At 45.8% G+C, this 22,605-nt stretch carries 20 protein-coding genes and 1 riboswitch; of the genes, 8 read left to right on the top strand and 12 right to left on the bottom strand.

The window, feature by feature from the left end; translation table 11 throughout:
* Positions 1–77: 77 nt before the first annotated feature.
* Both NSQ50_RS02170 and NSQ50_RS02165 read right to left on the bottom strand, forming a co-directional pair.
* A complete protein-coding gene (locus NSQ50_RS02170) occupies positions 78–2,120 on the bottom strand; it encodes a methyl-accepting chemotaxis protein (protein WP_256717042.1) in 2,043 nt (680 codons plus the stop codon).
* Between the two features lie 180 nt (positions 2,121–2,300).
* Positions 2,301–4,550: a heavy metal translocating P-type ATPase gene (locus NSQ50_RS02165; protein WP_076147368.1), complete on the bottom strand. Its 2,250-nt coding sequence runs from the start codon at positions 4,548–4,550 to the stop codon at positions 2,301–2,303.
* 264 nt (positions 4,551–4,814) lie between these two features.
* Here NSQ50_RS02165 and NSQ50_RS02160 point away from each other — a divergent pair, with 264 nt between their 5' ends.
* Positions 4,815–5,576, top strand: coding sequence for a CPBP family intramembrane glutamic endopeptidase (locus NSQ50_RS02160; protein ID WP_076147366.1), 762 nt, complete (start codon positions 4,815–4,817; stop codon positions 5,574–5,576).
* Positions 5,577–5,939: 363 nt separating this feature from the next.
* On the opposite strand, the gene NSQ50_RS02155 is transcribed toward NSQ50_RS02160, so the two are convergent.
* From NSQ50_RS02155 to NSQ50_RS02125, 7 genes are all read right to left on the bottom strand, one after another.
* Positions 5,940–6,305, bottom strand: coding sequence for an ArsR/SmtB family transcription factor (locus NSQ50_RS02155; protein ID WP_036682656.1), 366 nt, complete (start codon positions 6,303–6,305; stop codon positions 5,940–5,942).
* 100 nt (positions 6,306–6,405) lie between these two features.
* On the bottom strand, positions 6,406–7,140 hold the full coding sequence (locus tag NSQ50_RS02150) for an ABC transporter permease (protein ID WP_036682657.1): 735 nt from the start codon (positions 7,138–7,140) through the stop codon (positions 6,406–6,408).
* 1 nt (position 7,141) lies between these two features.
* Complete coding sequence (locus NSQ50_RS02145; RefSeq protein WP_076223436.1) at positions 7,142–7,858, bottom strand: ABC transporter permease; 717 nt, start codon at positions 7,856–7,858, stop codon at positions 7,142–7,144.
* Positions 7,855–8,766 (bottom strand): ABC transporter ATP-binding protein, encoded by a 912-nt coding sequence (locus tag NSQ50_RS02140; protein ID WP_036682661.1) that lies wholly within the window; start codon positions 8,764–8,766, stop codon positions 7,855–7,857. The genes NSQ50_RS02145 and NSQ50_RS02140 overlap by 4 nt, the downstream gene beginning before the upstream one ends.
* 70 nt (positions 8,767–8,836) lie before the next feature.
* Complete coding sequence (locus tag NSQ50_RS02135; protein WP_076223438.1) at positions 8,837–10,264, bottom strand: HAMP domain-containing sensor histidine kinase; 1,428 nt, start codon at positions 10,262–10,264, stop codon at positions 8,837–8,839.
* On the bottom strand, positions 10,261–10,935 hold the full coding sequence (locus NSQ50_RS02130) for a response regulator transcription factor (protein WP_038568445.1): 675 nt from the start codon (positions 10,933–10,935) through the stop codon (positions 10,261–10,263). Before NSQ50_RS02130 ends, NSQ50_RS02135 begins: the two co-directional genes overlap by 4 nt.
* 119 nt (positions 10,936–11,054) lie before the next feature.
* Positions 11,055–11,474, bottom strand: coding sequence for a pyridoxamine 5'-phosphate oxidase family protein (locus NSQ50_RS02125; RefSeq protein ID WP_036682665.1), 420 nt, complete (start codon positions 11,472–11,474; stop codon positions 11,055–11,057).
* Between the two features lie 160 nt (positions 11,475–11,634).
* On the opposite strand from NSQ50_RS02125, the gene NSQ50_RS02120 reads away from it, so the two are divergent.
* The 6 genes from NSQ50_RS02120 (at position 11,635) to NSQ50_RS02095 (ending at position 18,541) form a co-directional block, all read left to right on the top strand.
* Positions 11,635–12,855 (top strand): MFS transporter, encoded by a 1,221-nt coding sequence (locus NSQ50_RS02120; protein WP_076215041.1) that lies wholly within the window; start codon positions 11,635–11,637, stop codon positions 12,853–12,855.
* 72 nt (positions 12,856–12,927) lie between these two features.
* Positions 12,928–14,391, top strand: coding sequence for a hypothetical protein (locus NSQ50_RS02115; protein ID WP_076101301.1), 1,464 nt, complete (start codon positions 12,928–12,930; stop codon positions 14,389–14,391).
* 158 nt (positions 14,392–14,549) lie between these two features.
* Positions 14,550–14,660: riboswitch (TPP riboswitch) on the top strand.
* Between the two features lie 161 nt (positions 14,661–14,821).
* Entirely contained in the window at positions 14,822–15,871 is a 1,050-nt protein-coding gene (locus tag NSQ50_RS02110) for an ABC transporter substrate-binding protein (protein ID WP_076101299.1), read from the top strand.
* A 750-nt stretch (positions 15,872–16,621) separates the two neighbouring features.
* The gene (locus NSQ50_RS02105; protein WP_076225294.1) at positions 16,622–16,915 is read left to right on the top strand and encodes a thiamine-binding protein; all 294 of its coding nucleotides are present in this window, start codon (positions 16,622–16,624) and stop codon (positions 16,913–16,915) included.
* On the top strand, positions 16,912–17,673 hold the full coding sequence (locus NSQ50_RS02100) for an ABC transporter permease (protein ID WP_036682669.1): 762 nt from the start codon (positions 16,912–16,914) through the stop codon (positions 17,671–17,673). Before NSQ50_RS02105 ends, NSQ50_RS02100 begins: the two co-directional genes overlap by 4 nt.
* A gap of 34 nt (positions 17,674–17,707) precedes the next feature.
* The gene (locus tag NSQ50_RS02095) at positions 17,708–18,541 is read left to right on the top strand and encodes an ABC transporter ATP-binding protein (protein WP_076101297.1); all 834 of its coding nucleotides are present in this window, start codon (positions 17,708–17,710) and stop codon (positions 18,539–18,541) included.
* Between the two features lie 869 nt (positions 18,542–19,410).
* On the opposite strand, the gene NSQ50_RS31540 is transcribed toward NSQ50_RS02095, so the two are convergent.
* The gene (locus tag NSQ50_RS31540) at positions 19,411–20,274 is read right to left on the bottom strand and encodes an IS3 family transposase (protein ID WP_256717136.1); all 864 of its coding nucleotides are present in this window, start codon (positions 20,272–20,274) and stop codon (positions 19,411–19,413) included.
* Between the two features lie 11 nt (positions 20,275–20,285).
* Positions 20,286–20,603, bottom strand: coding sequence for a transposase (locus tag NSQ50_RS02080; protein ID WP_036683594.1), 318 nt, complete (start codon positions 20,601–20,603; stop codon positions 20,286–20,288).
* 71 nt (positions 20,604–20,674) lie between these two features.
* On the opposite strand from NSQ50_RS02080, the gene NSQ50_RS02075 reads away from it, so the two are divergent.
* The gene (locus NSQ50_RS02075; protein ID WP_340949259.1) at positions 20,675–20,962 is read left to right on the top strand and encodes a hypothetical protein; all 288 of its coding nucleotides are present in this window, start codon (positions 20,675–20,677) and stop codon (positions 20,960–20,962) included.
* A 645-nt stretch (positions 20,963–21,607) separates the two neighbouring features.
* Here NSQ50_RS02075 and NSQ50_RS02070 read toward each other — a convergent pair.
* On the bottom strand, positions 21,608–22,246 hold the full coding sequence (locus NSQ50_RS02070; protein WP_340949258.1) for a WecB/TagA/CpsF family glycosyltransferase: 639 nt from the start codon (positions 22,244–22,246) through the stop codon (positions 21,608–21,610).
* Between the last annotated feature and the right edge of the window lie 359 nt (positions 22,247–22,605).

Raw genomic sequence — 22,605 nt, 5'->3', positions numbered from 1 at the left:
GGAATTGGTGAAATAAGCCCACCAGCTCCCAAAGAGCGATTTTTTGTATTATAAGGAGATGAATCTCAGTTTATCTCCTACTTTTTAAACTTCTCGATTTCTTCTTTCAGCACAGACATCACTTCATTAAGTGATTCCGCCGAGGACACGACATCCTTCATAATCTCCGTCTGCTCCGCTGAAGCTAATGAGACCGCCTGAGCATTCTCAGCAGATTCTTTAGCTATTCCGAGCATATCGGATATAGAAGCCGTTATTTCTTCTGTGCCAGCTGACATCTCTTCATTAATTGCTGACACATCCTGTATTTGCGACGATACTTCACGGATCGAAGAACGGATATGATCAAAGGAAACACCGACGTTTTGCATTTTTCCCATTCCATCGCCAATTTCCTCAATACTCTTCTTCATGGAATCCGCTGCACTTGTTGTCGAAGACTGAATGCCGCCGATCAGCTCCACTATACTAATGATGGAACTGTTCGTCCGCTCCGCTAACTTCTTCACCTCATTCGCAACTACACCGAAGCCACGGCCATGTTCCCCAGCTCTGGCAGCCTCAATAGAAGCATTTAAAGATAATAAGCTTGTCTGATTGGATATCTCAGAAATTACATCCACAATTTGTCCGATCTGTTCCGATTGCTCACTTAATTTACCAATCATCTCGGCTGTCTGATTAGCTGTGGAACTGATAACAGCCATCTGTTGCAGTGTAGATTGGATTTCCAAATAGCCACTCTCTACTTCTGAGTTGACCGTCTCAGCCTGATCTGATACCGCTGCAGAGGACTCAGCAATACGTTGCAAACCTACGGCCATCTCTTCCGTTGCTCTTGCCGATTGCTCCGAGCCTCTGAATTGCTCTTCCATTCCTTGAGCCACTTCTTGGATAACTGTTGCTACCTCTGCTGAAGTATAAGACGACCGTTGAGCCGATTTCAGCATTCCTTCTGAGGAATAAGAAACCTCCACTACCGTTGTATCAATCTTGTTGACAATACCGGAGAGTGTCTCAATCATATCATTGATATTTTGACTCATCTCGCCGATTTCATCTCCGGATTGCACTTTAACCCTCTCATTCAGATGACCCTCTGCCACCTTTTTCATAGTGGAGGAAATAGCTTTAATGGGTCTAACGATAAGGCGAGTAAGGTAGAGAGAAACAAAAATTATGACGAGTATAACTGCCAATAAGATGAACATTGCTGTTCTTTGTGCAGAGGTCACTTTGGCAAAAACCTCTTTCTCCGGTACTGTTACAAGAAGCTTCAGGTCAGTATCTGGAATGGTCTTAAAGTATGTAATGACTTTCTTACCATCTTCGCCCTTATAAGTTTCGGCCCCCTCTTTGTTGCTCAAAATCTTGTCAACGACCTTCTGAAGAGCCGGCTCTTTAGCGTAATCGGTAATTTTTTTGCCCATACGACTGACGTCTGGATAAGTATAATACATGCCATCATTTGAGATTACGTATCCAAATCCGGTATCCGCCATAGTAATTTCATTACTCATTTGGGCAAGAACTTCAGGAGTAATCGAGAAGACAATACCTCCCATAAATTGCTTATCCTTATCCATGACAGGAACTACGATCGGAATGATATATTTATCAAGCTGCTCCAGATAGGACATTTCCCCCAACACAGGCGCATGCGTTTCTTTCGCTTTCAAGAAATAGCTCGCATCTGCTACACTTGCGGTCATGTTCATCATATTAGTTAACTGGCCGTCTTTACTGATGACACTGTAACCTTCTGTCTCACTGTCACTTTCCTCCAGCACTTCTATCACAGGGAAGATACTCGCTGGATTCGTAAAATCGAACTCAGGATGCTGGGACACCAGATCCTTTACGGACGAGGTTTTGTTGGATAGCCACTCATCCATCCGGAATGTGTTCGTATTAATGGTGTCCTGCGCCATTTGCTCACTGTCTGTGCGTGTGACATTGCCGAAATAATCAAGTAAAAATATGGTCGCTACCATGAGCGGCACGATTGCAATAGCTAATATAACAGATGACCACTTAAGTTGAATTGACGTCGCTTTTCTCTTCGTTACATTTTTTCTCATTTTTTTCATCTTGTTTCCTTTCATTTCATTTTCATTCACGATGAAATAGCCTCCTCACTCCATTTGTTATAATGTCTCCTGATGTGGATATATCTTCTATATCGGCAAAAAAAGACAAATTCTTTGCTGGCGAATAAAAAAAGTAAGCCCTAAGACCCCTAAAACCGGAATCCTAAAGCTTACTTTTGTTGAAATCATTTATTTAAACACCAAAGATACTTAACCCTCGTCTTGCACTTTTAAAGCTCGAATACTGTTCAGTACGGCTAGTACGGTTACCCCTACATCTGAGAATACAGCCTCCCACATCGTGGCAATCCCGAATGCACCGAGCAGAAGGAATATAGCTTTTACACCTAAAGCAAAAATAATATTTTGCCATACGATGGTCCGTGTACGCTTGGCAATTCCGATAGCTACAGCAATCTTCGAAGGTTCATCGGTCATAATTACAATATCCGCTGCTTCAATGGCAGCGTCGGAACCGAGTCCCCCCATAGCGATCCCGACATCGGCTCTAGCCAGTACAGGAGTATCATTAATTCCGTCTCCAACAAAAATAATCTTCTCGCGTGGAGGCTTTTCACGATCCAGCTTCTCGATGGCCTCTACCTTATGCTGTGGTAAAAGCTCTGCGTGTACCTCATCTACCCCTAACTGCTTCCCTACATCTTCAGCTACGGCGGAAGCATCACCTGTCAGCATCACCGTCTTGCGTATACCAAGCTTTTTGAGGCGCTGAATGGCCTGCAGTGAGTCCTCCTTCACTTCATCGGCGATCACCAGATAACCTTCATATTGATGATCTACCGCAATGTGAACAACTGTACCGCTCTGCTCTGGGACCTCATAAGCAATCCCCTCCCGCTCCATCAGACGTGCGTTGCCTGCAAATACGGTCTTGCCTTCGATAGTTACTTCGATACCATGACCAGAGATTTCATTATAATTCGTGATAGCTTCCTTAGAAATCTGTGCACCATAAGCCGTCCGAATCGACTCAGCGATCGGGTGATTGGAATGGCTCTCCGCATAAGCGGCTGTCCGCAGTAATTCATCCTTAGATTTGCCACCCGACGGATAAATCCCCGTCACCTTAAACTGTCCCTTGGTCAACGTTCCGGTTTTATCAAAGACAACTACCTTCACATCATTTAGGGCTTCCAGGTAGTTGCTTCCCTTAATCAGAATACCGCTGCGTGAAGCAGCACCAATCCCTCCGAAGAATCCCAGTGGAATCGAGACCACAAGCGCACAAGGACAAGAGATTACGAGGAATACAAGTGCACGGTAAATCCAATCCGAAAATGTCGCACCACTGATCAGCAGTGGAGGAACGACGGCCAGCAGGACTGCTGTGATCACTACTACAGGTGTGTAGGCACGTGCAAATTTAGTAATAAAGTTCTCGGTTTTAGCTTTGTTGCTTGATGCATTCTGCACTAGCTCCAGTATTTTGGATACGGCCGACTCTCCAAAGGTCTGCGTAACTTGCACAGTAATTACGCCGTTCCGGTTAATAAAACCACTTAATACCGCACTTCCTGGACCAGCTGATCGTGGCACCGACTCTCCAGTAAGTGCAGATGTGTCCATCATGGCGTTACCTTCAAGTATTGTTCCGTCAAGGGGTACCTTCTCACCGGGTTTAACAACAATCAAATCTCCGATGGCTACTTCCTCAGGTGAGACCTTCTTCAGATCATTTCCAAGCTTGAGATAGGCAAACTCGGGGCGAATATCCATAAGTGCCGTAATAGATCGGCGTGAACGATTCACAGCCAGACCTTGGAACAGTTCTCCAATCTGGTAAAACAGCATTACTGCCACGCCCTCTGGATACTCACCAATCGCAAATGCACCGATAGTTGCCAGAGCCATCAGGAAATTCTCATCAAACACCTGACCACGGATGATGTTCTTAACCGCCTGCCAGACAACTTCACCACCCACGATAAGATAGGCTGCCAAAAAGATCAGCAGTTCAACTACTCCATCCACGGGCAGGAATATCCCAGCTAGAGCAAGAATTCCACCAGCGCCTAACCGCAGCAATATTTTGCGTGTGTCGCCTTCCCCATGCTCATGTGTATGACCATGACCTTCAGCATCCTCATGACCATGATGATGTCCAGCAGCTTGATGATCGTGAACATGCTCGTGTCCATGCTGGTGATCATGTGTATGTTCATGAGCACCGCTATTGCGCGCCTTGTGATTTCCCCCAACCTTCTCTTTCACATTTACGTGGGGCTCGAGTGCCTTCACCGTTTTCTTCGCTTCTACAATCGCTGATTCCTCATACCCTGCGGCGGTTTCCAACGTCATTGTTTTTGTTACAAAATTAACGGAACAAGACGATACACCTTCAATCTTCTTCACCTTATCTTCAATTTTCATCGCGCAATTGGCGCAATCCAAACCTTCTAATTCCCACTGACGTTTTAATTTTCCTTGCATTGTATCCATACGGCACATCTCCTCAAATAAAAACCATATATGAGCACTTGTTCATATGTTATCTTAGCCCTATTATATTCCCTTTATATTTCAAGGTCAATACGCGATATACACCATTTTTCTACATTATCTTAAAAATCAAATCAATTGACCTTTACGTGAAAATATGTAAAATCATGTATGACCGAAAGTAAGTTTCTTACATACGAATGACCCCATTATCAATGAAGCTCGATGGGCAAATGATTTACACAGAAGGGATGAATTTAGAACATGTCAAAGCTAGCCAAAACGTCTTCTTTTTCACAGAAACACCCCATTTGGAGCGTAGTTATTATCGAGGTGTTATTACTTGTAGCCGTAACTGCCGCCGGGGCTTACGCAACCATTAAGGAACTTGCGTACAACGCCCCTGTACTTATCTCCTTCATCCCAATCGCGCTTGTACTCATCATCTACTTTACAGTTAAGCGCAAATGGAGCACGCTCGGCTTCCGACCTCTAAACACCATATCCTCGGGCAACTGGATCTATTATGCCCCACTAGTAGTGGTCCTGATTACCATATCCTTTAAGGGTTTTCGTGAGATCAGCGCATCCGAGGTACTGTTCTTTATTTTCTTCACCCTGCTGGTCGCTTTTGTGGAGGAAAGCATCTATCGCGGTTTGATTTTTAAGACCTTGCTTCCTAAAGGGGCTAAAACAGCAGTGATCACTTCAAGCATTCTCTTCTCTATTACCCACTTACTTAATGCATTATCCGGCACAGATATCACACAAACTCTTCTACAACTCGTATATGCGCTTCTGATCGGTTTTGCGCTAGCCTTGCTGATGCTAAAAAATAATAATATTCTTCCGCTGATATCCTTTCATTTTATACATAATTTAATTCAGTTTGTGGGCAATGATAATACGAGTGAATACATGGGAATCGATCTATTTATCCTGCTAGTGCTCGCAGTGCAATGTGTCTGGCTAGTGTTGTCCTTTAGAAAACCAAACCTAACGAAGAACCTAAATCAAGCCAGTTAATAAGCTAACCCTTGCTTCAAAATACAAAGCTTCAGTGGATTCAACTTGGTTTCATTAGAGCAATATTTGTCGCAAACCACACAGCTAACGGACCCAGTTGACCCTAAAAACAGTATTATCCCCGGTTTAGCATAATATCGGACCCCATAGGCGCTATTGGCATGAAAAAGAGCAAAACAAGACCTCTTTCTAAGGAATAACTGCACTGAGGTCCGCAACTCTGCTCAAAAAGCGTTAATTTTGCAAATAAGGTCAACTGGGTCCGTAAGCCGTAGCGGATGATCAGGACTCGTCGGCATAATAAAAAGAGGGACTCCCAAAAGCCATCCAATGGCTGCTGGGAGTCCCCCTTTTTGCAACTAGCTATTCGTGTCGGACATGCTCGTGGGTCTGTAAAAAGATCTGCTCCACATGCGCATCGTTCAGCGAATAGAATACCGTTTTCCCCTCTTTACGGCGCTTCACGATCCGTAGATTCCGTAAATAACGGAGCTGATGGGATATCGCAGATTGGCCCATATCAAGGATCACGGACAAATCATGTACACATAATTCTTGCTGAGACAAAGCGTAAATGAGCCGCACTCGTGTTGGATCACCCAACGCTTTGAACATTTCTGCCATTTTATCAGTAATCCCACGGTCTGGCAGGATCAATGCAATGGATTCCGGTTCAAGCTCTGAACCCTTGCATGTATTGTCGCAATCTTCTAATGCCGTTGGCTCCATGCTCTCGCCCTCCTCCATCTTAGCTAATTATATTCTTTAATTATAAGAAAAACAGCACGGGATGTCCATTGAGGAGGAGTTTATAGCCTCTGATTGTGAATCAGACTGCTTTACGATAAAAGGAGATTAGTCCTGCGGCAAAAAAGACAATCAAGCTCCCTCCCACTATCATCATCAGTGTCTCTAAAGGCAGATTAAAGGCACCAAATCCGTCATCACCATAAGGACTCATGGCTAACATCGGCTGTACCCAAGGATAATAGGGGCCGTAGGTTGAAGAATTAGCGATCAGTATATTGGGAATGGTCAGACTCACATTCAGCGCCAGCGGTGCGCCGAAGCTGCTCCAGCTTTGCGAGATCGCCAGCTGCAATGCGGCGAGTGGTAGGCAGGCTACAAAGCCGCCAAATACTGATTTTAGCAGCAGCGCCCAAGGGATTGGATCTGGAGCCCCACGGAACAAACCCATTCCCAGCACCATAACGAGGAACGTTATTTGCACAGCAGCCAGCAATCCGATGATCATCACATATTTTGAGAGATACACCGACAACCGGGTTACAGGCAGAGACAACAATAGCTTCCAGCCACCGTCATGATGCTCATAACGACAGATCAGGGCCGCAAAAATGCCTGAAAGCACAGGCAGAAACAGCAAAGCATGCATCATTGACATCACACTTAACAGCAGCTCCCAAGTCATCTTCTCGCCTTGATTATCCGATAACAATCCGGGAACCAGTGATAAAACCGGACTTCCTATGACTAAAAGCCAAACATATGATTTAGACATTTTTAATCGCTCTGAGGATAATACTCTCCAAAATGACTTCATCTTAATCCACATCCTTTCGAGCGAAATGCACTGCACCCGGCAAAAATACCAGCATTCCTAGCAGCAGACCCGCACCGCTGAACAAGAGGCGATTAGAGGAGTCCCACGCCAAATATGGCCATGTTAAAGGCACCCACTCCGAAAGGAACATGGAGAAAAATGACGTCAAGGATAATGTGATTCCCAGGGCAACCGGCAGTGTCTGATTACGATTAGCCAGGGAAAGCCAAAGCTGTAGCGCGATGACCGGCAGAGCCGCAATGTAGGACATAAAGCCAATTCTGAGTACATCCACATAAGGAATAAGATCAGCTGCGAAGCCCAAAATAAGCCCCAAAACAACTATCCCCACTGAGAGCAACAAGCAGGAAACAGCCACAAGCAGCAGACAGAGCGTTAGCTTAGCCATAAACACTGAAGTACGGGAGATAGGTAGTGCCAAGAGCTGCTTCCACGAGCTCATCTGATGTTCGACATTTGCAATCAGCGAGCATACTAAAGTGCCTCCCAGAAAAAGAGCTGTGGGCACAAACCCGGACACATTATCCAGTAGTCCTCCCCATAAATCCGCGCTATACTGCTGACGCAGATAATCATAACGAAGGCCAAAGTTAAGGCCCTGCATGGCTACTAGACCAATCGGTCCTAGAAACACTAGAAACCAAATTCCTTTGCCGCGGATTTTAAGCCAATCCGCTGACAACGCCCGCCACATCATGATTCCCCGCCTCCCACAACCTGTAGGAAGAAGTCCTCAAGCGATTGTCTCCGCTCCTCTACACGATAGACAGCGTGCCCATTCTCTACCAAAGCTTTGACTAGCAGCGCTACTCTTGCATCGTTCATTCTTGAAAAAATCAGTTTTTGCTCATGTAGTGTCCCTTCATACCCCCGACCTCCAGCGAGACGTAACGCAGACTCTGGTTCCGAAACCGCAAGGCGTATCTCGCCAGCAGCCTGTTGTTGCAGATTAGCTATTGTATCTTGGTACACCATTTGCCCTTGGCGAATAATACCCACGGTATCTGCCATTTGTTCAATTTCACTAAGCAGGTGACTGGATACTACAACCGTAATTCCTTGCTCCTGTGGCAAGCGTTTGATAAGCCCACGAATTTCCTGAATCCCTGACGGGTCGAGTCCGTTCGTTGGTTCGTCCAGAATAAGCAGCTCTGGATTCCCTAACAAGGCAGCTGCGATACCAAGTCTCTGCTTCATCCCGAGGGAAAACCCTTTGACCGGACGTCTCTCTTCCCCGGTTAGAGAAACAATATCTAGCACCTCAGCGATTCGTGACTTCGGAACATCCAGAATGCGGCGGATCGCTTCGAGATTGTCCACAGCGCTCAGATGCCCATAATACGAGGGGGATTCGACAAGCGACCCTACCTTCCGTAAAATTTGCAGCTTATTCTTCCGAAGATCCTGACCGAACACTTCAATTTTTCCAGATGTCGGTGTAATTAGGCCAAGCAGCATACGGATTGTTGTAGTTTTCCCAGCTCCGTTGGGACCCAGAAAACCATAAATCTCACCCTTGCGGATATTTAAATTCAAATTTTCTACCGCAGCCCGGCCACGATATTTTTTCAATAAATCCTTAGTTTTAATCACTGTTTCTTCCATGTTCTTCACCTCGGTATACAGCATAACGTCCCAAGGTTAAGAACAAGGAAGTGCCAAGTTTAAGTTTTGTTTAAATTTCACGACGCGGATCAAAGATTACAATAGAAGTGCCTTCGCCTGTGCTCTCCATAACCCATTCCAGCTCCATATGCTTCATCAAAAGATCGACGATAGACAATCCCAAACCTGCCCCCTTGTAATCGGATGGACTCTGAATGCCTCGACCATGATCCGCAATAATTATGGCACGTTGTTCATTACGTTGCTCCGTTGAGATCCCGACATAATGCCCGCTGCTGGCATGTCGTACAATGTTTTGATACAAATTATCGAGAATACGGCGGAACCAGACCTCATCCACCCTCCAGAATAGCGGTTCGGCTTCCAGGTTAATATCAATGTCGAAGCCCTCTTTTTCCCATACGGGGTACCAAGCAGCCGCACTTTCCCGCAACAAGCGTAAAACATCTTTACGTTCCAGCTTTAAGGTTACCCGTCCACTATTGAGCAGATTGTAAGATAAAAGATTCTCGATCAGGACGCTAAGATCCGCAATACGCTCATCCATAAGCTGTAAGGACTGCTTACCTTTTGAGGTCAGATCCTCTTTGGTCATAACATGGATATGGCTGCGAATGACGGTTAGAGGTGTACGTAAATCGTGAGATAGATTCGAGACTAGACGCTTACGCAACTCTTCCTCTTCTATTTCCCTGCGTCGGCTTTCATCCAGTTTGGTTACCATCGTATTAAAAGCTTCCTCCAGGCGACCGATCTCGTCCAGTTTGCCTGTCACTATAGACTTAGGCATTCTATCCGGGCCTGTAATCGTCATCGCGGTTTGCAGTTGCAATAGCCGTTTGCGAATTTTTCTAAAGAACATCCACGAAACCAGAGCGAACCCTCCAAAAAGGGTAAATAACACAAAGTTATACCAAGCCCAAGCCCCTAATCCCCCATAAGCCCCTTTGTTCAGCAGCTTGCTTGGAATTTGCATCACCATAAATCCCTTGTCTGCCTCCACTTTGTCCCCCACGAAAGCAACGATGGCTAAAGGATCACGATTCGTACTTTCTTTCATAAATGAAATAGCCTCAGCCGCAGTCCACTGATCAGGAACTTCATGGTAAATCTTATCCTTATCCCCTTCATCAGGCGTGAGAATCAACTGGGTTTTTCCCTGCCCGTCTACCCAAAACATAGTAGCTTCAGTGTATTTTTGACTCAATTCATGCAGCCGCTGATTTATGGCTTCCGAAGAAGCATTTCCTAAGTGAAGTGCCTCTTTATGCCACATAGTCTCCAGCGGTGCAATATTCGAATACAGGGATGTATCTACAGGCGGGGCACCTTTGGTCACTTCGTTAAGAATATTGTAGCCAACAAAAGACAACGGAAGGACCACAGGGATAAATAGCAGTGCAGATACGATAATTAGCAAATACCCTGATAACAAAGAGGAATTACGTTTCTTGCGAATGCGCTCTAATCCTCTCATGCTCTTACCCGGTATCCGATCCCACGGACAGTTTCGATAATTTCCGGATTACCCGGATCAAGCTCCAGCTTTTCGCGCAAATAACGAATATGTACCATCAGAGTTTTATCCCCTTCGATATAAGCCTCACCCCACACGGCCTCGTAGATCTGCTCCTTCGTCATAATTTGGTTAAGATGACGCAGTAAATAGGAAAAAATCTGAAATTGCTTGCCTGTAAGCATGATTTCTTCCTGAGTCTGAGCATTCATCACGCGGTTATCCCCTTCATATACGACTAGATGTTTAAGTGTGAGCGAATCCTGAACAGATGCCCCATTCCTTCGGAGCAGCACCTCGATTCGAGCGGCCAATTCATCCGGATGAAAAGGCTTGGTCAAATAATCATCCGCGAATTCCAAACCTTGCAGCTTATCATCAATCGAGGTTCGGGCAGAGAGCATTAAAATGGGCAGCTTAGGGTAGGAACGTTTCAATCGTTGCCCGATCGTAAACCCATCCAGACCAGGAAGCATAACATCGAGAATAGCCAGTTGGCAGGCGCCGGCTTCTTCCATCGCACCTTCGCCGCTCCGTAGCCAGCGGACACTATATCCTCTTTCGCTTAAATCAGCAGACACTACGCTGCCAATCTCACGATCATCTTCAATATATAACAGAGTAACGCTCATGTAGCTTTAGCTCCTCCCCGATCTGAATACCTAAAAAGTTGAAGTCATTATAACACATCAAACAGCCCTCCTACCCCATAGGGGATAGGAGGGCTGTTTGATCAATTCAAGGCTATAGCTTATGGCTGCCATACTCCATGCTCTTTATTGCTACCTACATACTCAATACGTGTTGGAGTAAGCTCCAAAATCACATAATTAGGATCATCAGGTCCAGTAAACCATGGCTCCAGCTCTTTATTCCATACCTTGGAGCGCAAGCCTTCATCCTTAGAGACGGTAGCGGTCGCTTCAATCTCCAGCACATCTTTGCTTCCGCCGGCCTCATAGCCAAGCAGTACAAAAGCATTCGGATTATCGGATAACTCCTCCACTTTATGAGTTTTGCGATTTGTAGCCAAATAAATCTTCAAACCCTCATGGAAAATGGCCATATAACGTACTTTCGGCTTATTTCCTTCTTCGATCGTACCAAAGGAACCGAACTTGTTGTCATCCAATGCTTTAATAATGAGTTGTTCCAGTTGTTTGTTATCCATTACGTAAATCTCTCCCTTCAAGCATGTAAACAAAAGTTTATATATCCAAGCTCACCGTTTGGATTTATCATAACAATGGTGCTTATTATAATGTACCCTTCAGGTTCACATTGAATCCGACCTTACTCCATAAACTACATCAAGATAAGGAGCTTACTTCGTGAAAAAACTGATTTGGATCGGCTGTCTCTCCTACTTCGTTATCGGTCTGGCACATGTTGTGCTGGGATCTATTCTGCCCGTTCTACTGCAACATTATGATCAAAATTACAGTGCTGGCGGTGAATTAATCTTTAGTCAATTCGCTGGTTTTTTAGCAGGCGTGTTGGTCTCTCCCCTACTTAATCGCCGCTTCGGTAAACGTGGAGGCATCCTCATTGCCACCAGTCTTCTAATAGTTGCAGAAGTTGCCTATGCCTTTCTACCGCCTTGGGGCTGGATGTATTTTATCGCTGTTGCCGCAGGTTTTGGTTTCGGGATGATCGAAGCGGTTATCGGCACCATCATTATTGGTGCTGTAACCGAAGGAACGGCTATTGCGATGAGCCGGCTCGAAGTTCTATTCGGGATAGGCGCACTCGTGATGCCGCTTATCGCCAGTCCGCTCATTGCTGCCGGAGCGTGGAGATTGGCCTTTCTAATCGTCGCTGCCTTCTCTTTGATTTCTCTTATCCTCTGGGCAAGAGGACACTTCGGTAATCTACAACGCATGCTGGATGAACGTGCCTCTGTCCAAGGAGCAGACAATTCGCATTCCTCAAGCTCACGTTCTAACAAAAAATTTCCGTATAAAGGTAAGCAATGGATTCTGCTAGGGATCTTCATCGTTTTCTTTTTTCTTTATGTAGGCACAGAGATGAGTTTAGTCAACTTTATGCCGGCTATCTTTATTGCCAAGCTAGGGATGACAGAGTCTGCGGCAGCACTGACAGTCACTTTCTTTTGGCTGGCGATGTCTACAGGAAGATTGTTTGCGGGTGTAATTGCCGAAAAAATATCTTATCGCGTGTACATTCTCAGCAGCTGTTTACTAACCTTGTTACTGCTGACACTCTTTCCGTTCACTGACAATCGAATGACTGCTTTCATTGTAATTCTGCTGCTGGGGCTGTTTATGTCCGGTATTTTCTCCATTGCATTGGTTTTCTCCAGCAAAATGCTGCCTGGCACCGAAGAGTCAACACCCAGCATTATGATTGCTTCCGGAGGCGTTGGTGGTGCTTTGCTACCTCTGTTTACGGGCTGGTCTATGGACCATTTAGAAGTGGCACAAACAGCCGGATTACTTGCCACTTTTGCTGCCTTCTTGTTCCTGCTAAGCATTGCCGCATGGAGATTCCAAGCCAGGCAAGCGGTGGAAGGAAAGAGTTCCCGTATTTAGAATAGTATCAACGTTATCCTTTTAGGGTAATGTGATCTATAAGCATATTCTGAGCACAAGGATGGACAATGAATGAATGAGTCTTTAAATGAGTCTTCAACTGAGCCTTTGTTACATACTGCGCTTATGCAGTTTATATTTCCCTTCTCTATAAAAAAGGGCGATTCTAAGCAGCTTATCCAGCAATTACAGGACGACGGATTCACACGTTTTTTTCTGGATAACAAAGAACTGGAAGCTGCCTATTATGGAGAAGGTTACTGTGTTTCCCATGAACGAATGGAGCGCACCTATTTACCGTTTGCCGCACACGTCCTTTTTCCGCGCAGGAAGGATGCCGACTCGTTTCGCCGTTTTTCCAGAGTAAATAATCTCGACTGCATTCTGGAGATTCCGCAGCAATCTATATTTTTCAAAATTCTCTCGACGGATATATTCATATGTCCCTTTCAGCTTGGATTCGTGACGATACGTGTCCAGCTGGAGGGGGATTCGATTCCCTTTAGTATTGCCCTAGAATTCGCGGATCGTTTCCGTGCGCTAGAGAAAACCTTCATACAGGATGACTACACTTATATTCATTGCGGGGAACAGACCTATGAGATGGTAGAGGATTTTGTCTTCCGAAATTTGGTGGATGGACTGGAGCCATATCTGGATCAATCGGATATCAATGGGGCTTATTTTGAGACCCTTCCTTTTTTCGTAGATGAAAGAATGCAGGTACAAGCTTTTTACGGCTTTCAGAATGAAGAAAGTTCTGATGAGATTAGTGTAAATCTACGCTATCGCGCCTCACAGCTTGATGGAATTGATCTGAACGGAAAGCCCTATGCCAGTGCAAGCGATCCAGCGTATATTGCAAACTATTGTCATGAGCATTCCTATAATCGCTGGGGCCCAGACACGTATTATATGATGAATGAGCAGACCTTTTGCTGCATGACCCGCGCTGAACAGGAAATTGCTGTTAGTCTAGCCAACCAGATGTACGGGCAATATTATTACGGATTTTTACTCAATATTTTCCACAAAATCGTTCTGCTAAAGCTTGCCAACATGCACTCCCGACTTCGGATTAATCATGATTATGAGGAAATAGACAATCTAATCTACTCCATTAATAAGTTCTCGGCAAAGTTCTACTTCTTGGAGTTGATTTCCCAGTCGCAGGGCCGGGAGATATTTCTTCAGCTGCGTAAAGTATACGGAAACGACGCTTTGTTCGAGGAAGTGAAAGAAACCTTAAATGACCTGTTTCAGTATCAGGATAAGTTTCAATCCAAGCGACGGGATAATCTGCTGATGATTCTCACTGTATTTACGGTAGTAAGCGGGATTTACGGCATGAATCAGGTCATTGACGATCTGGATGGAAAAATCCAATGGAGTAAAATGATTGGTTATTCCCCCTTTGAATTTCTTGCCCTCTTCGTGATCATGAGCGGGATTCTGATCAGCGTTGTCCTCACGCTAGGGGCGCTGGTTAGTGAGCTTAAACGGCGTCACCGCAAGAAATATAAAGATCTAGACTAGCAAAAAAGAAACTACTGGATTGGAAAAATTCAGGAGTGCACTACTAGACATTCCGAGTACAGCCGTCTATAATACACCGTATGCGAGAAATATAAGATATAAAGTATGGGTACAAAACTTATACTTACTTATATTGCACATAGAAATACCCGTTAACTTCATAGAACCAGGGGTGCTGGAATTGGCCGGCTGAGATTGTATCCCACAAGATACTGACCCTTATACCTGATCTGGATAATGCCAGCGTAGGAATCGCCAATTGGTTCTGGTCCCTGTGACCTTGACTAACCTTGCGCCAAGCCAGCGTCCCGATCACTCGGGGCGCTTTTTTTGTAAGATCACTAAAAGATGTAGAAAAACGTACATACTACACTTTACGGTTCATGTTGTGAAGACGGGATTCTTGTAACCTTAAAGGAGAGAAGAAGACATGCACCTCAAAAAAGCACTTACGTTGTGCCTCACCTGTGTACTCATTCTTGCCATTGCCGGATGCGGCAGCAACAATGGGAATACAGCCGGAAACAAAGCAAATGCTACTGATCCAACTGCAGCGGCTGGCACGGATGCTCCAAAAGAGCTCACCAAAGTTAAAGTCGCACTCGACTGGACACCGAACACGAATCATACCGGTCTATACGTAGCTAAGGATCTTGGTTACTACGCTGAAGAAGGTCTGGACGTCGAAATCGTTCAACCAGGCGCAGCGGGTTCTGATACTATGGTTACTTCTGGCGAAGCCGCATTTGGCATCAGCGCCCAAGAAGGATTAACGCTAGCCCGTCTACAAGGCGTACCCCTTGTCTCGATAGCAGCTATTATTCAGCATAATACATCGGGATTCGCCGCTCCAGTAGATCGCAATATTAAATCACCAAAGGATTTCGAAGGTAAAACCTACGGAGGCTGGGGCTCACCGGCCGAAGAAGCAGCCATGAAGGCCATCATGGATCCTGAAGGTGGCGATGTGAAAAAGGTGAAGCTGATCAGTATCGGTGAAGCTGATTATTTTACCGCCGTCAAACGTGACATTGATTTCGCCTGGATTTTCTACGCTTGGACTGGAGTTGAGGCTGAGTTGCGTGGCCAGCCATTGGATATGCTGTACTTAAAGGATTATGCGCCACAGCTCGATTATTACACGCCTGTGCTGACGACGAGTGAGAAGCAAATTGCAGATCATCCTGAGCTGGTGAAGGCCTTCATGAAAGCCACATCAAAAGGTTATCAATATGCTATTGATCATCCGGAAGAGGCTGCCGGTATGTTATCGAAGGCCGTTCCTGACCTGGACGCCGACCTTGTCCTAGCTAGCCAAAAATGGCTTAGCCCAAAATACAAGGACGATGCTGCCCGCTGGGGCGAGCAAAAAACCGAGGTCTGGCAAAATTACGGCGACTGGATGTATGATCTGAAGTTGCTGGATAAACCGCTGGATGCTGCTAGTGCATTCAGTAATGATTTTTTACCGGCGGAGTAGAGAGCGGACTTCAGAACCAAGAAGGTTGGACGTCACTTGAGGAAGGAGGAACGGAACGGAGCGTAGTGATGTGCTACGTGAGTACCGGACTTCCCAAGTTCGTTCAAGATTCGACGTCGAGTTTGCTTCCTGAATTACTTCATTATCAAAGTTGGCTTTTTGAACTCACCTTATAATTTAAGAGCTCAAAAAGTCGGCTTTCAGAACCAAGAAGGTTGGACGTTACTTGAGGAAGGAGGAACGGAGCGTAGTGATGTGCTACGTGAGTACCGGACTTCCCAAGTTCGTTCAAGATTCGATGTCGAGTTTGCTTCCTGAGTTACTTCGTTATCAAAGTTGGCTTTTTGAACTTACCTTATAATTTAAGAGTTCAAAAAGACGGCTTTCAGAACCAAGAAGGTTGGACGTTACTTGAGGAAGGAGGAACGGAGCGTAGTGATGTGCTACGTGAGTACCGGACTTCCCAAGTTCGTTCAAGATTCGACGTCGAGTTTGCTTCCTGAATTACTTCGTTATCAAAGTTGGCTTTTTGAACTTACCTTATAATTTAAGAGTTCAAAAAGTCAGCTTTCAGAACCAAGAAGGTTGGACGTTACTTGAGGAAGGAGGAACGGAGCGTAGTGATGTGCTACGTGAGTACCGGACTTCCCAAGTTCGTTCAAGATTCGATGTCGAGTTTGCTTCCTGAATTACTTCGTTATCAAAGTTGGCTTTTTGAACTTACCTTATAAAATGAGAGGATTGATTATTGTGGCTAACACCCTACTAAGCATTCAAGTAATTCCAAAAACTCCGAACAATGAGGATTCCATCCCATACGTAGATAAAGCGATTGAGGTCATTCAGAAATCCGGTGTTAAACATCAGGTGAATCCGCTGGAAACCACAATGGAAGGTGAGCTTAGCGAGCTGCTGGAGATTGTGCGTCAGATGCAAGAGGCGTTGATCGAAGCAGGCAGTCCAAGCGTAATTTCGCAGATCAAAATCGCTCATAATCCTAACGGAATCAGCATGGATAAATTGACGGAGAAATATCGGCCGTGAGATCGACCTGGAAGCTAATATGGCCGCCCCTTGTGGCGGTCGTCTTCTTTTTAACCGTATGGCAGCTATCTGTATCTGTATTTCATATTGAATCCTGGATTCTGCCGAGTCCTGCTGATATTGCCCGTGAATCCACCAGTAACGCTTCTGGTCTTTGGGCTCATACGATGGCTACGCTGCGGCTCACTTTAATTGGTTTTCCCATCGGTACGGGGGTAGGTCTGATCGTCGCTTTGCTTTTGCATCTTTTGCCTTGGGCTAGACGGGCTTTTTATCCACTCATTATTCTGAGTCAAAATGTTCCCTCCATCGCGCTCGGCCCCCTGCTCATTATCTGGTTCGGCTTTGGTCTTTTGCCCAAAATCGTGCTGATTACACTAGTATGTTTCTTCCCTGTAGCTGTCGCTGCGATGGGCGGCCTGGCCCAAAGTGATCAGGTCATGATGAATTATATGAAAATGGCTGGCGCAAGCAAGTGGCAAATCTTTACCAAGCTGGAGCTGCCCTCTTCTATCCCGGCACTATTTTCCGGTGTAAAAATATCTGCTACTTATGCGGTTATGGGCGCCGTGGTCGCTGAATGGATTGGCGCGGATAAAGGTATTGGCTATTATATGCTTCTGCAGAAATCCGCTTATCGTACGGATCGGATGTTTGTCGCTATTGTTATTATTGTACTTTTAAGTCTTGTACTCTTTGCTATTATTGCATTGCTGGAAAAATGGCTGGTTCGCTGGAAGCCGCGCCGTAACTCATAGAAAGGAAGATGCCTGTATGTCTCAAGCGACGCAAATGCAACACAGAACAACAGAAGTTATAAGCTCCCCTGAAGCTCATACCGTGGCACCCGCCCTTGAAGTGAGCGGCATCTCCAAATCTTTTTTCCATCGTCGCCGTAAGACAAAAGTTCTGAATAATGTCTCTCTCAAGGTAGAGCAACAAGAATTCGTTTCGATCGTTGGTCCTTCCGGCTGCGGAAAAAGCACCTTATTCCATATGATTGGCGGCCTTGTGAAACCCGATGCAGGCACGATCCGCATGAACGGTAAGGTCGTTACAGGTCAACGCGGTGAAATTAGTTATATGCCGCAGCAGCCTGCTCTTTTTCCTTGGCGTACGATTGAGGATAATGTGCTGCTTGCTGGGGAGATCAAGGGCGCACTGCGGGATGGAGCCCGCGAGGAAGCACGCCAGTGGCTTGCCAAGGTTGGGTTAAGCGGGTTCGAACATGCTTATCCGCATATGCTGTCTGGCGGGATGCAGCAGCGTGCAGCTTTTCTCAGAGCATTGCTCGCTCCGCAGGAGCTAATGTTGCTGGATGAACCTTTCAGCGCACTCGATGCACTAACTCGCAGTGAAATGCAGCGCTGGCTGCTTGAGCTGTGGGAAGAGAATCGCCGCTCTGTGCTGTTCATTACTCACAACATCGAAGAAGCGTTGCTGCTCTCTAATCGTATCTATGTATTTTCCGGCCGCCCCGGCTCCATTCTGCATACAGTCGATGTGCCATTTCCGCGGCCACGCCGTGATGAGATTACGGACTCTCCCGAGTTCCTTAAGCTCAAACGCCAGTTGTCACAGTGGATGCGAGAGGAACAAGCTAAAAATAGGCAGCCGCTAGCTTAATCGCTAAGCACTGTAAACTGATATCGCTGGTATAGCGGTGTCAGTTTTTTATTTTGCAGCGATAAACTCCCTAACATATTTACAATTGGTGCGGATGTATCTGCTCATTTAACAAATTTCACTCATCATAGTAGGGATCACATTAAATGTGTGGCGAAAACGGCCTCCGTGTTGGTAATGGATAGTAACCGGGTTGGGCTGGGGACATTTACGGGATTTATACCGTTGATTTGTTTCGTTGGGCCAGATTCGGCTCATTCTACGGGATTTATACCGTTGATTTGCTTCGTCGGACCGGACTCGGCTCATTCTACGGGATTTATACCGTTGATTTGTTTCGTCGGGCCGGATTCGGCTCATTCTACGGGATTTTTACCGTTAATTTGCTGCTTCGGGCCGGATTCGGCTCATTCTGCGGGATTTATACCGTTGATTTGCTGCTTCGAGCCAGACTCGGCTCATTCTACGGGATTTATACCGTTGATTTGCTGCTTCGGGCCAGATTCGGCTCATTCTACGGGATTTATACCGTTGATTTGCTGCTTCGGGCCAGGTTCGGCTCATTCTACGGGATTTATACCGTTGATTTGCTGCTTCGGGCCGGATTCGGCTCATTCTGCGGGATTTATACCGTTGATTTGCTTCGTCGGGCCGGACTCGGCTCATTCTGCGGGATTTATACCGTTGATTTGTTTCGTCGGGCCGGATTCGGCTCATTCTGCGGGATTTATACCGTTGATTTGTTTCGTCGGACCGGATTCGGCTCATTCTACGGGATATATACCGTTGATTTGCTGCTTTGGGCCAGATTCGGCTCATTCTACGGGATTTATACCGTTGATTTGGACCTCTGTCAAGAAAGTGGACAGTCACGCAACAGACATTCTAGTCAATTGCTCAGCAAAACGAACTGGAGAAAGATACCCCAGCGCGCCATGCATTCGCTTGCGGTTATAATAAAACTCAATATATTGAAAAAGTGTCTGGTAGGCTTGCTCCTTAGTTTTGAATCGTGGATTACAATAAATGAGCTCCTTTTTCAAAATGCTGTGCCACGACTCGATACAGGCGTTATCATAACAGTTACCTCTGCGGCTCATGCTGGACTCCATGCCATACGCTTTCAACTGCTTCGTGTATTCATGAGAAGTATATTGAGAACCTCTATCGGAGTGATGTAATAGACCCTTTTCCGGTTGTTTAGCTTCGTAAGCATCTTGTAAGGCGCCCGAAATTAAGCTAGTTTCCATATGGTTCTCCAAGCGCCACCCCACGATTTCGCGCGTGCAAAGGTCCATTACACTAGCCAGGTACAAGCGCCCTCCCCGGCAAGGAATGTACGTAATGTCGGTAACCCATACTGAATTGGGTTTGAGTATTTTAAATTGCTGGTTCAGCGTATTCGGGGCAATCGGATGGTCATGATTGGAGTCAGTGGTCTGTACGCGATACGTTTTGGAGACAATGGAGCGAAGCTTCATATGTCGCATGTACACACTCACCGTGCGTTCGGTAACGGTATAACCTTCTTGATGTAACAGGCGGGTGATCTTCGGACTCCCATACCGCTTTTGATGGTCTGCAAAATGATACTGAATTCGCTTCATTATCGCAGCCTTACGAAGCATATGCGTACTGTTTTTTTCTGTCCGCCACTTGTAGTACCCGCTCCGTGACACATGTAGGGTCATGCACATCTTCTCCAAGAGAAACTCGGAGCGATGTTTTTCAATAAACTGGAATCTCAGTTCCTTGGTTTGCTGAAGATGTGCACTGCTTTTTTTACGATCGCTAATTCCTCTTCCACATCAGCAATCTTGTTATCTTTTTCTTGAAGTTGTCGGCTCATTTCTTTCAACTGTGCCTCGAGTTCCCGTACTCGATCCACGCTAGCTGCCGGTTCATTCTTTAGTTCTCGATACTGGCTCATCCATTGATGCAGGGTACTTTTTGGGATGTTGAGCTCTTCCGCCAAGTCGCCCACTGTCTTTGTTTGCTCTTGAATGAACTGCACTGTCTGTTTTTTAAATTCTTCGTTATACCGTTGTCGATGTTCTCCCATGTGAACACACCTCCGTGGACTCATTATCGCCAGTCTGTTAACTACTGTCCACTTTTTATTCTAGCTTCAATTTGCCTCTTCGGGCCGGATTCGGCTCATTCTACGGGATTTATACCGTTGATTTGTTTCTTCGGACCGGATACGGCTCATTCTACGGGATATATACCGTTGATTTGCTTCGTCGGGCCGGACTCGGCTCATTCTACGGGATTTATACCGTTGATTTGCTGCTTCGGGCCAGATTCGGCTCATTCTACGGGATTTATACCGTTGATTTGCTGCTTCGGACCGGATTCGGCTCATTCTACGGGATATATACCGTTGATTTGCTGCTTCGGGCTGAATTGCACCCGATCTAGGGCATTTTTGCCTTTCTTTTACCACTTCGGGCGGAATCGCACCGATTCTAGGGCATTTTTGCCTTTCTTTTGCCTCTTCGGGCGGAATTCCAGTGACTCAAGGGAATTTATCCCCTTATTGTACCCCTTTAGCTTTTAGCTTGAATTAAATACGAGGCTATGGCATCAACCAGAATCGGTGTTGTTTATTATTATTAATTTGTTTAAAGGTCACAACTATAGTCGCACTTACATTCTACTCCCTACCTCAATCCCACTACTCACTTTTACTCCTACTCCTTACCTCAATCCTACTACTCACTTTTACTCCTACTCCTTACCTCAATCCCACTACTTACTCTTGCCCCTACTCTTTACCTCAATCCCACTCCTTACTCTTGCTCCTATTCCTTACCTCAATCCCACTACTTACTCTTGCCCCTACTCCTTACCTCAATCCCACTACTTGCTCTTGTTCATACTCCTCATCTTACTCCCACTAATCTCTCCTACTCTTCCCCCTACTCTTCCCCCTACTCCTCACCTCACTCCCACTAACCACTATTACTCTGCCCCTTACTCCTTACTTCCTACTCTCACACCTGCCCCCTCTTCCTCTCACACCAACCGAACCTAAAAAAGGCCCCCATAAACGAGGCCTTTTCTTCATTTCCTAATCATAGCTCGGAACACGAATTTGGGCAGCACTGCCTGTCTGCGCCATCGCGACTTTTGTCCCTTCGCAACGGGAGCGAACAAAAGTCGATGCAACCACTCCAGATTGAGTTTTTTCCATAGCGCTGGTGCAGGAGTAACTTTTCCCGCTATTACATCTAAGCTGCCCCCCACGCCAAAAACAACTTTTACCTGCGCAAGCTCCTGTTTGTGCTTATATACCCATTTGTCAGAGTATGGCGCACCCATCGCAACGATCAGGAAATCTGGCTGTGCGCGCTGTATTTCTGCTACAATGGCAGGCTCCTCTTCCTTGGTAAGAAAACCATTATGTCTTCCTGCAATCTTCACATTCGGATATAACTCCGTGATCTTTTCGACCGCTTTACAGCTGGTAAGCTCATCTGTTCCCAAGAAATAAAAACTCCATCCCAAGCTATTTCCTTGCTCCAAAAGCTCAAGAAGCAGCTCATATCCAGTTACCCTCTCAGCAATAGGATCGCCTTTTCTTTTTGATGCCATCACAATGCCAATCCCGTCAGGAGTGATTAGATCCGCTTCTTGAAGTATGGTTCGTAGCAGCTCGTCCGATTGACTTGTTATCGTAATTTCCGGGTTAGCCGTGATCAAATGGAAAAGTTTCGATTCCCCAGATTGAATATGTTTTGTTAGATGAAGTGTTGTCTCATGTAGTGTTAGTTTTGAAAAGGGAACTCCTAATATTGAAACTGTCCCGTCCATATAATCACCTCTCACTAAAATTCCACTTCAATATACCTTACCATAATCAAGAGGAGGAAGGGGAGTCATTTAAATTACTTAATCACCACAGCTACTACGCCGCTACAGCTAGCTATCCACTACGATCACCCAAACACTATAGCCACCTCAACCATCCGACCATTCCACCACCCCAGCTACTACGCTACCCAAACACTTCAGCCATTCCACCGCTTCAACCATTTCAGCCCACTACAGCCATCCCAGCA

Source organism: Paenibacillus sp. FSL R10-2788 (assembly GCF_038003885.1).
Taxonomy (GTDB): domain Bacteria; phylum Bacillota; class Bacilli; order Paenibacillales; family Paenibacillaceae; genus Paenibacillus_AQ; species Paenibacillus_AQ odorifer.
Note: the sequence above shows the minus strand (reverse complement) of the source record. Positions and strands in the feature narration are given on the sequence as shown.

What these genes read in the sequence shown, in the direction of transcription:
- NSQ50_RS02135 (WP_076223438.1), bottom strand. Translation starts at nt 10,264, where the DNA reads ATGAGAGGATTAGAGCGCATTCGCAAGAAACGTAATTCCTCTTTGTTA.
- NSQ50_RS02145 (WP_076223436.1), bottom strand. Translation starts at nt 7,858, where the DNA reads ATGATGTGGCGGGCGTTGTCAGCGGATTGGCTTAAAATCCGCGGCAAA.
- NSQ50_RS02130 (WP_038568445.1), bottom strand. Translation starts at nt 10,935, where the DNA reads ATGAGCGTTACTCTGTTATATATTGAAGATGATCGTGAGATTGGCAGC.
- NSQ50_RS02155 (WP_036682656.1), bottom strand. Translation starts at nt 6,305, where the DNA reads ATGGAGCCAACGGCATTAGAAGATTGCGACAATACATGCAAGGGTTCA.
- NSQ50_RS02110 (WP_076101299.1), top strand. Translation starts at nt 14,822, where the DNA reads ATGCACCTCAAAAAAGCACTTACGTTGTGCCTCACCTGTGTACTCATT.
- NSQ50_RS02095 (WP_076101297.1), top strand. Translation starts at nt 17,708, where the DNA reads ATGCAACACAGAACAACAGAAGTTATAAGCTCCCCTGAAGCTCATACC.
- NSQ50_RS02160 (WP_076147366.1), top strand. Translation starts at nt 4,815, where the DNA reads ATGTCAAAGCTAGCCAAAACGTCTTCTTTTTCACAGAAACACCCCATT.
- NSQ50_RS02165 (WP_076147368.1), bottom strand. Translation starts at nt 4,550, where the DNA reads ATGGATACAATGCAAGGAAAATTAAAACGTCAGTGGGAATTAGAAGGT.
- NSQ50_RS02150 (WP_036682657.1), bottom strand. Translation starts at nt 7,140, where the DNA reads ATGAAGTCATTTTGGAGAGTATTATCCTCAGAGCGATTAAAAATGTCT.
- NSQ50_RS02140 (WP_036682661.1), bottom strand. Translation starts at nt 8,766, where the DNA reads ATGGAAGAAACAGTGATTAAAACTAAGGATTTATTGAAAAAATATCGT.
- NSQ50_RS02115 (WP_076101301.1), top strand. Translation starts at nt 12,928, where the DNA reads ATGAATGAGTCTTTAAATGAGTCTTCAACTGAGCCTTTGTTACATACT.
- NSQ50_RS02125 (WP_036682665.1), bottom strand. Translation starts at nt 11,474, where the DNA reads ATGGATAACAAACAACTGGAACAACTCATTATTAAAGCATTGGATGAC.
- NSQ50_RS02080 (WP_036683594.1), bottom strand. Translation starts at nt 20,603, where the DNA reads ATGGGAGAACATCGACAACGGTATAACGAAGAATTTAAAAAACAGACA.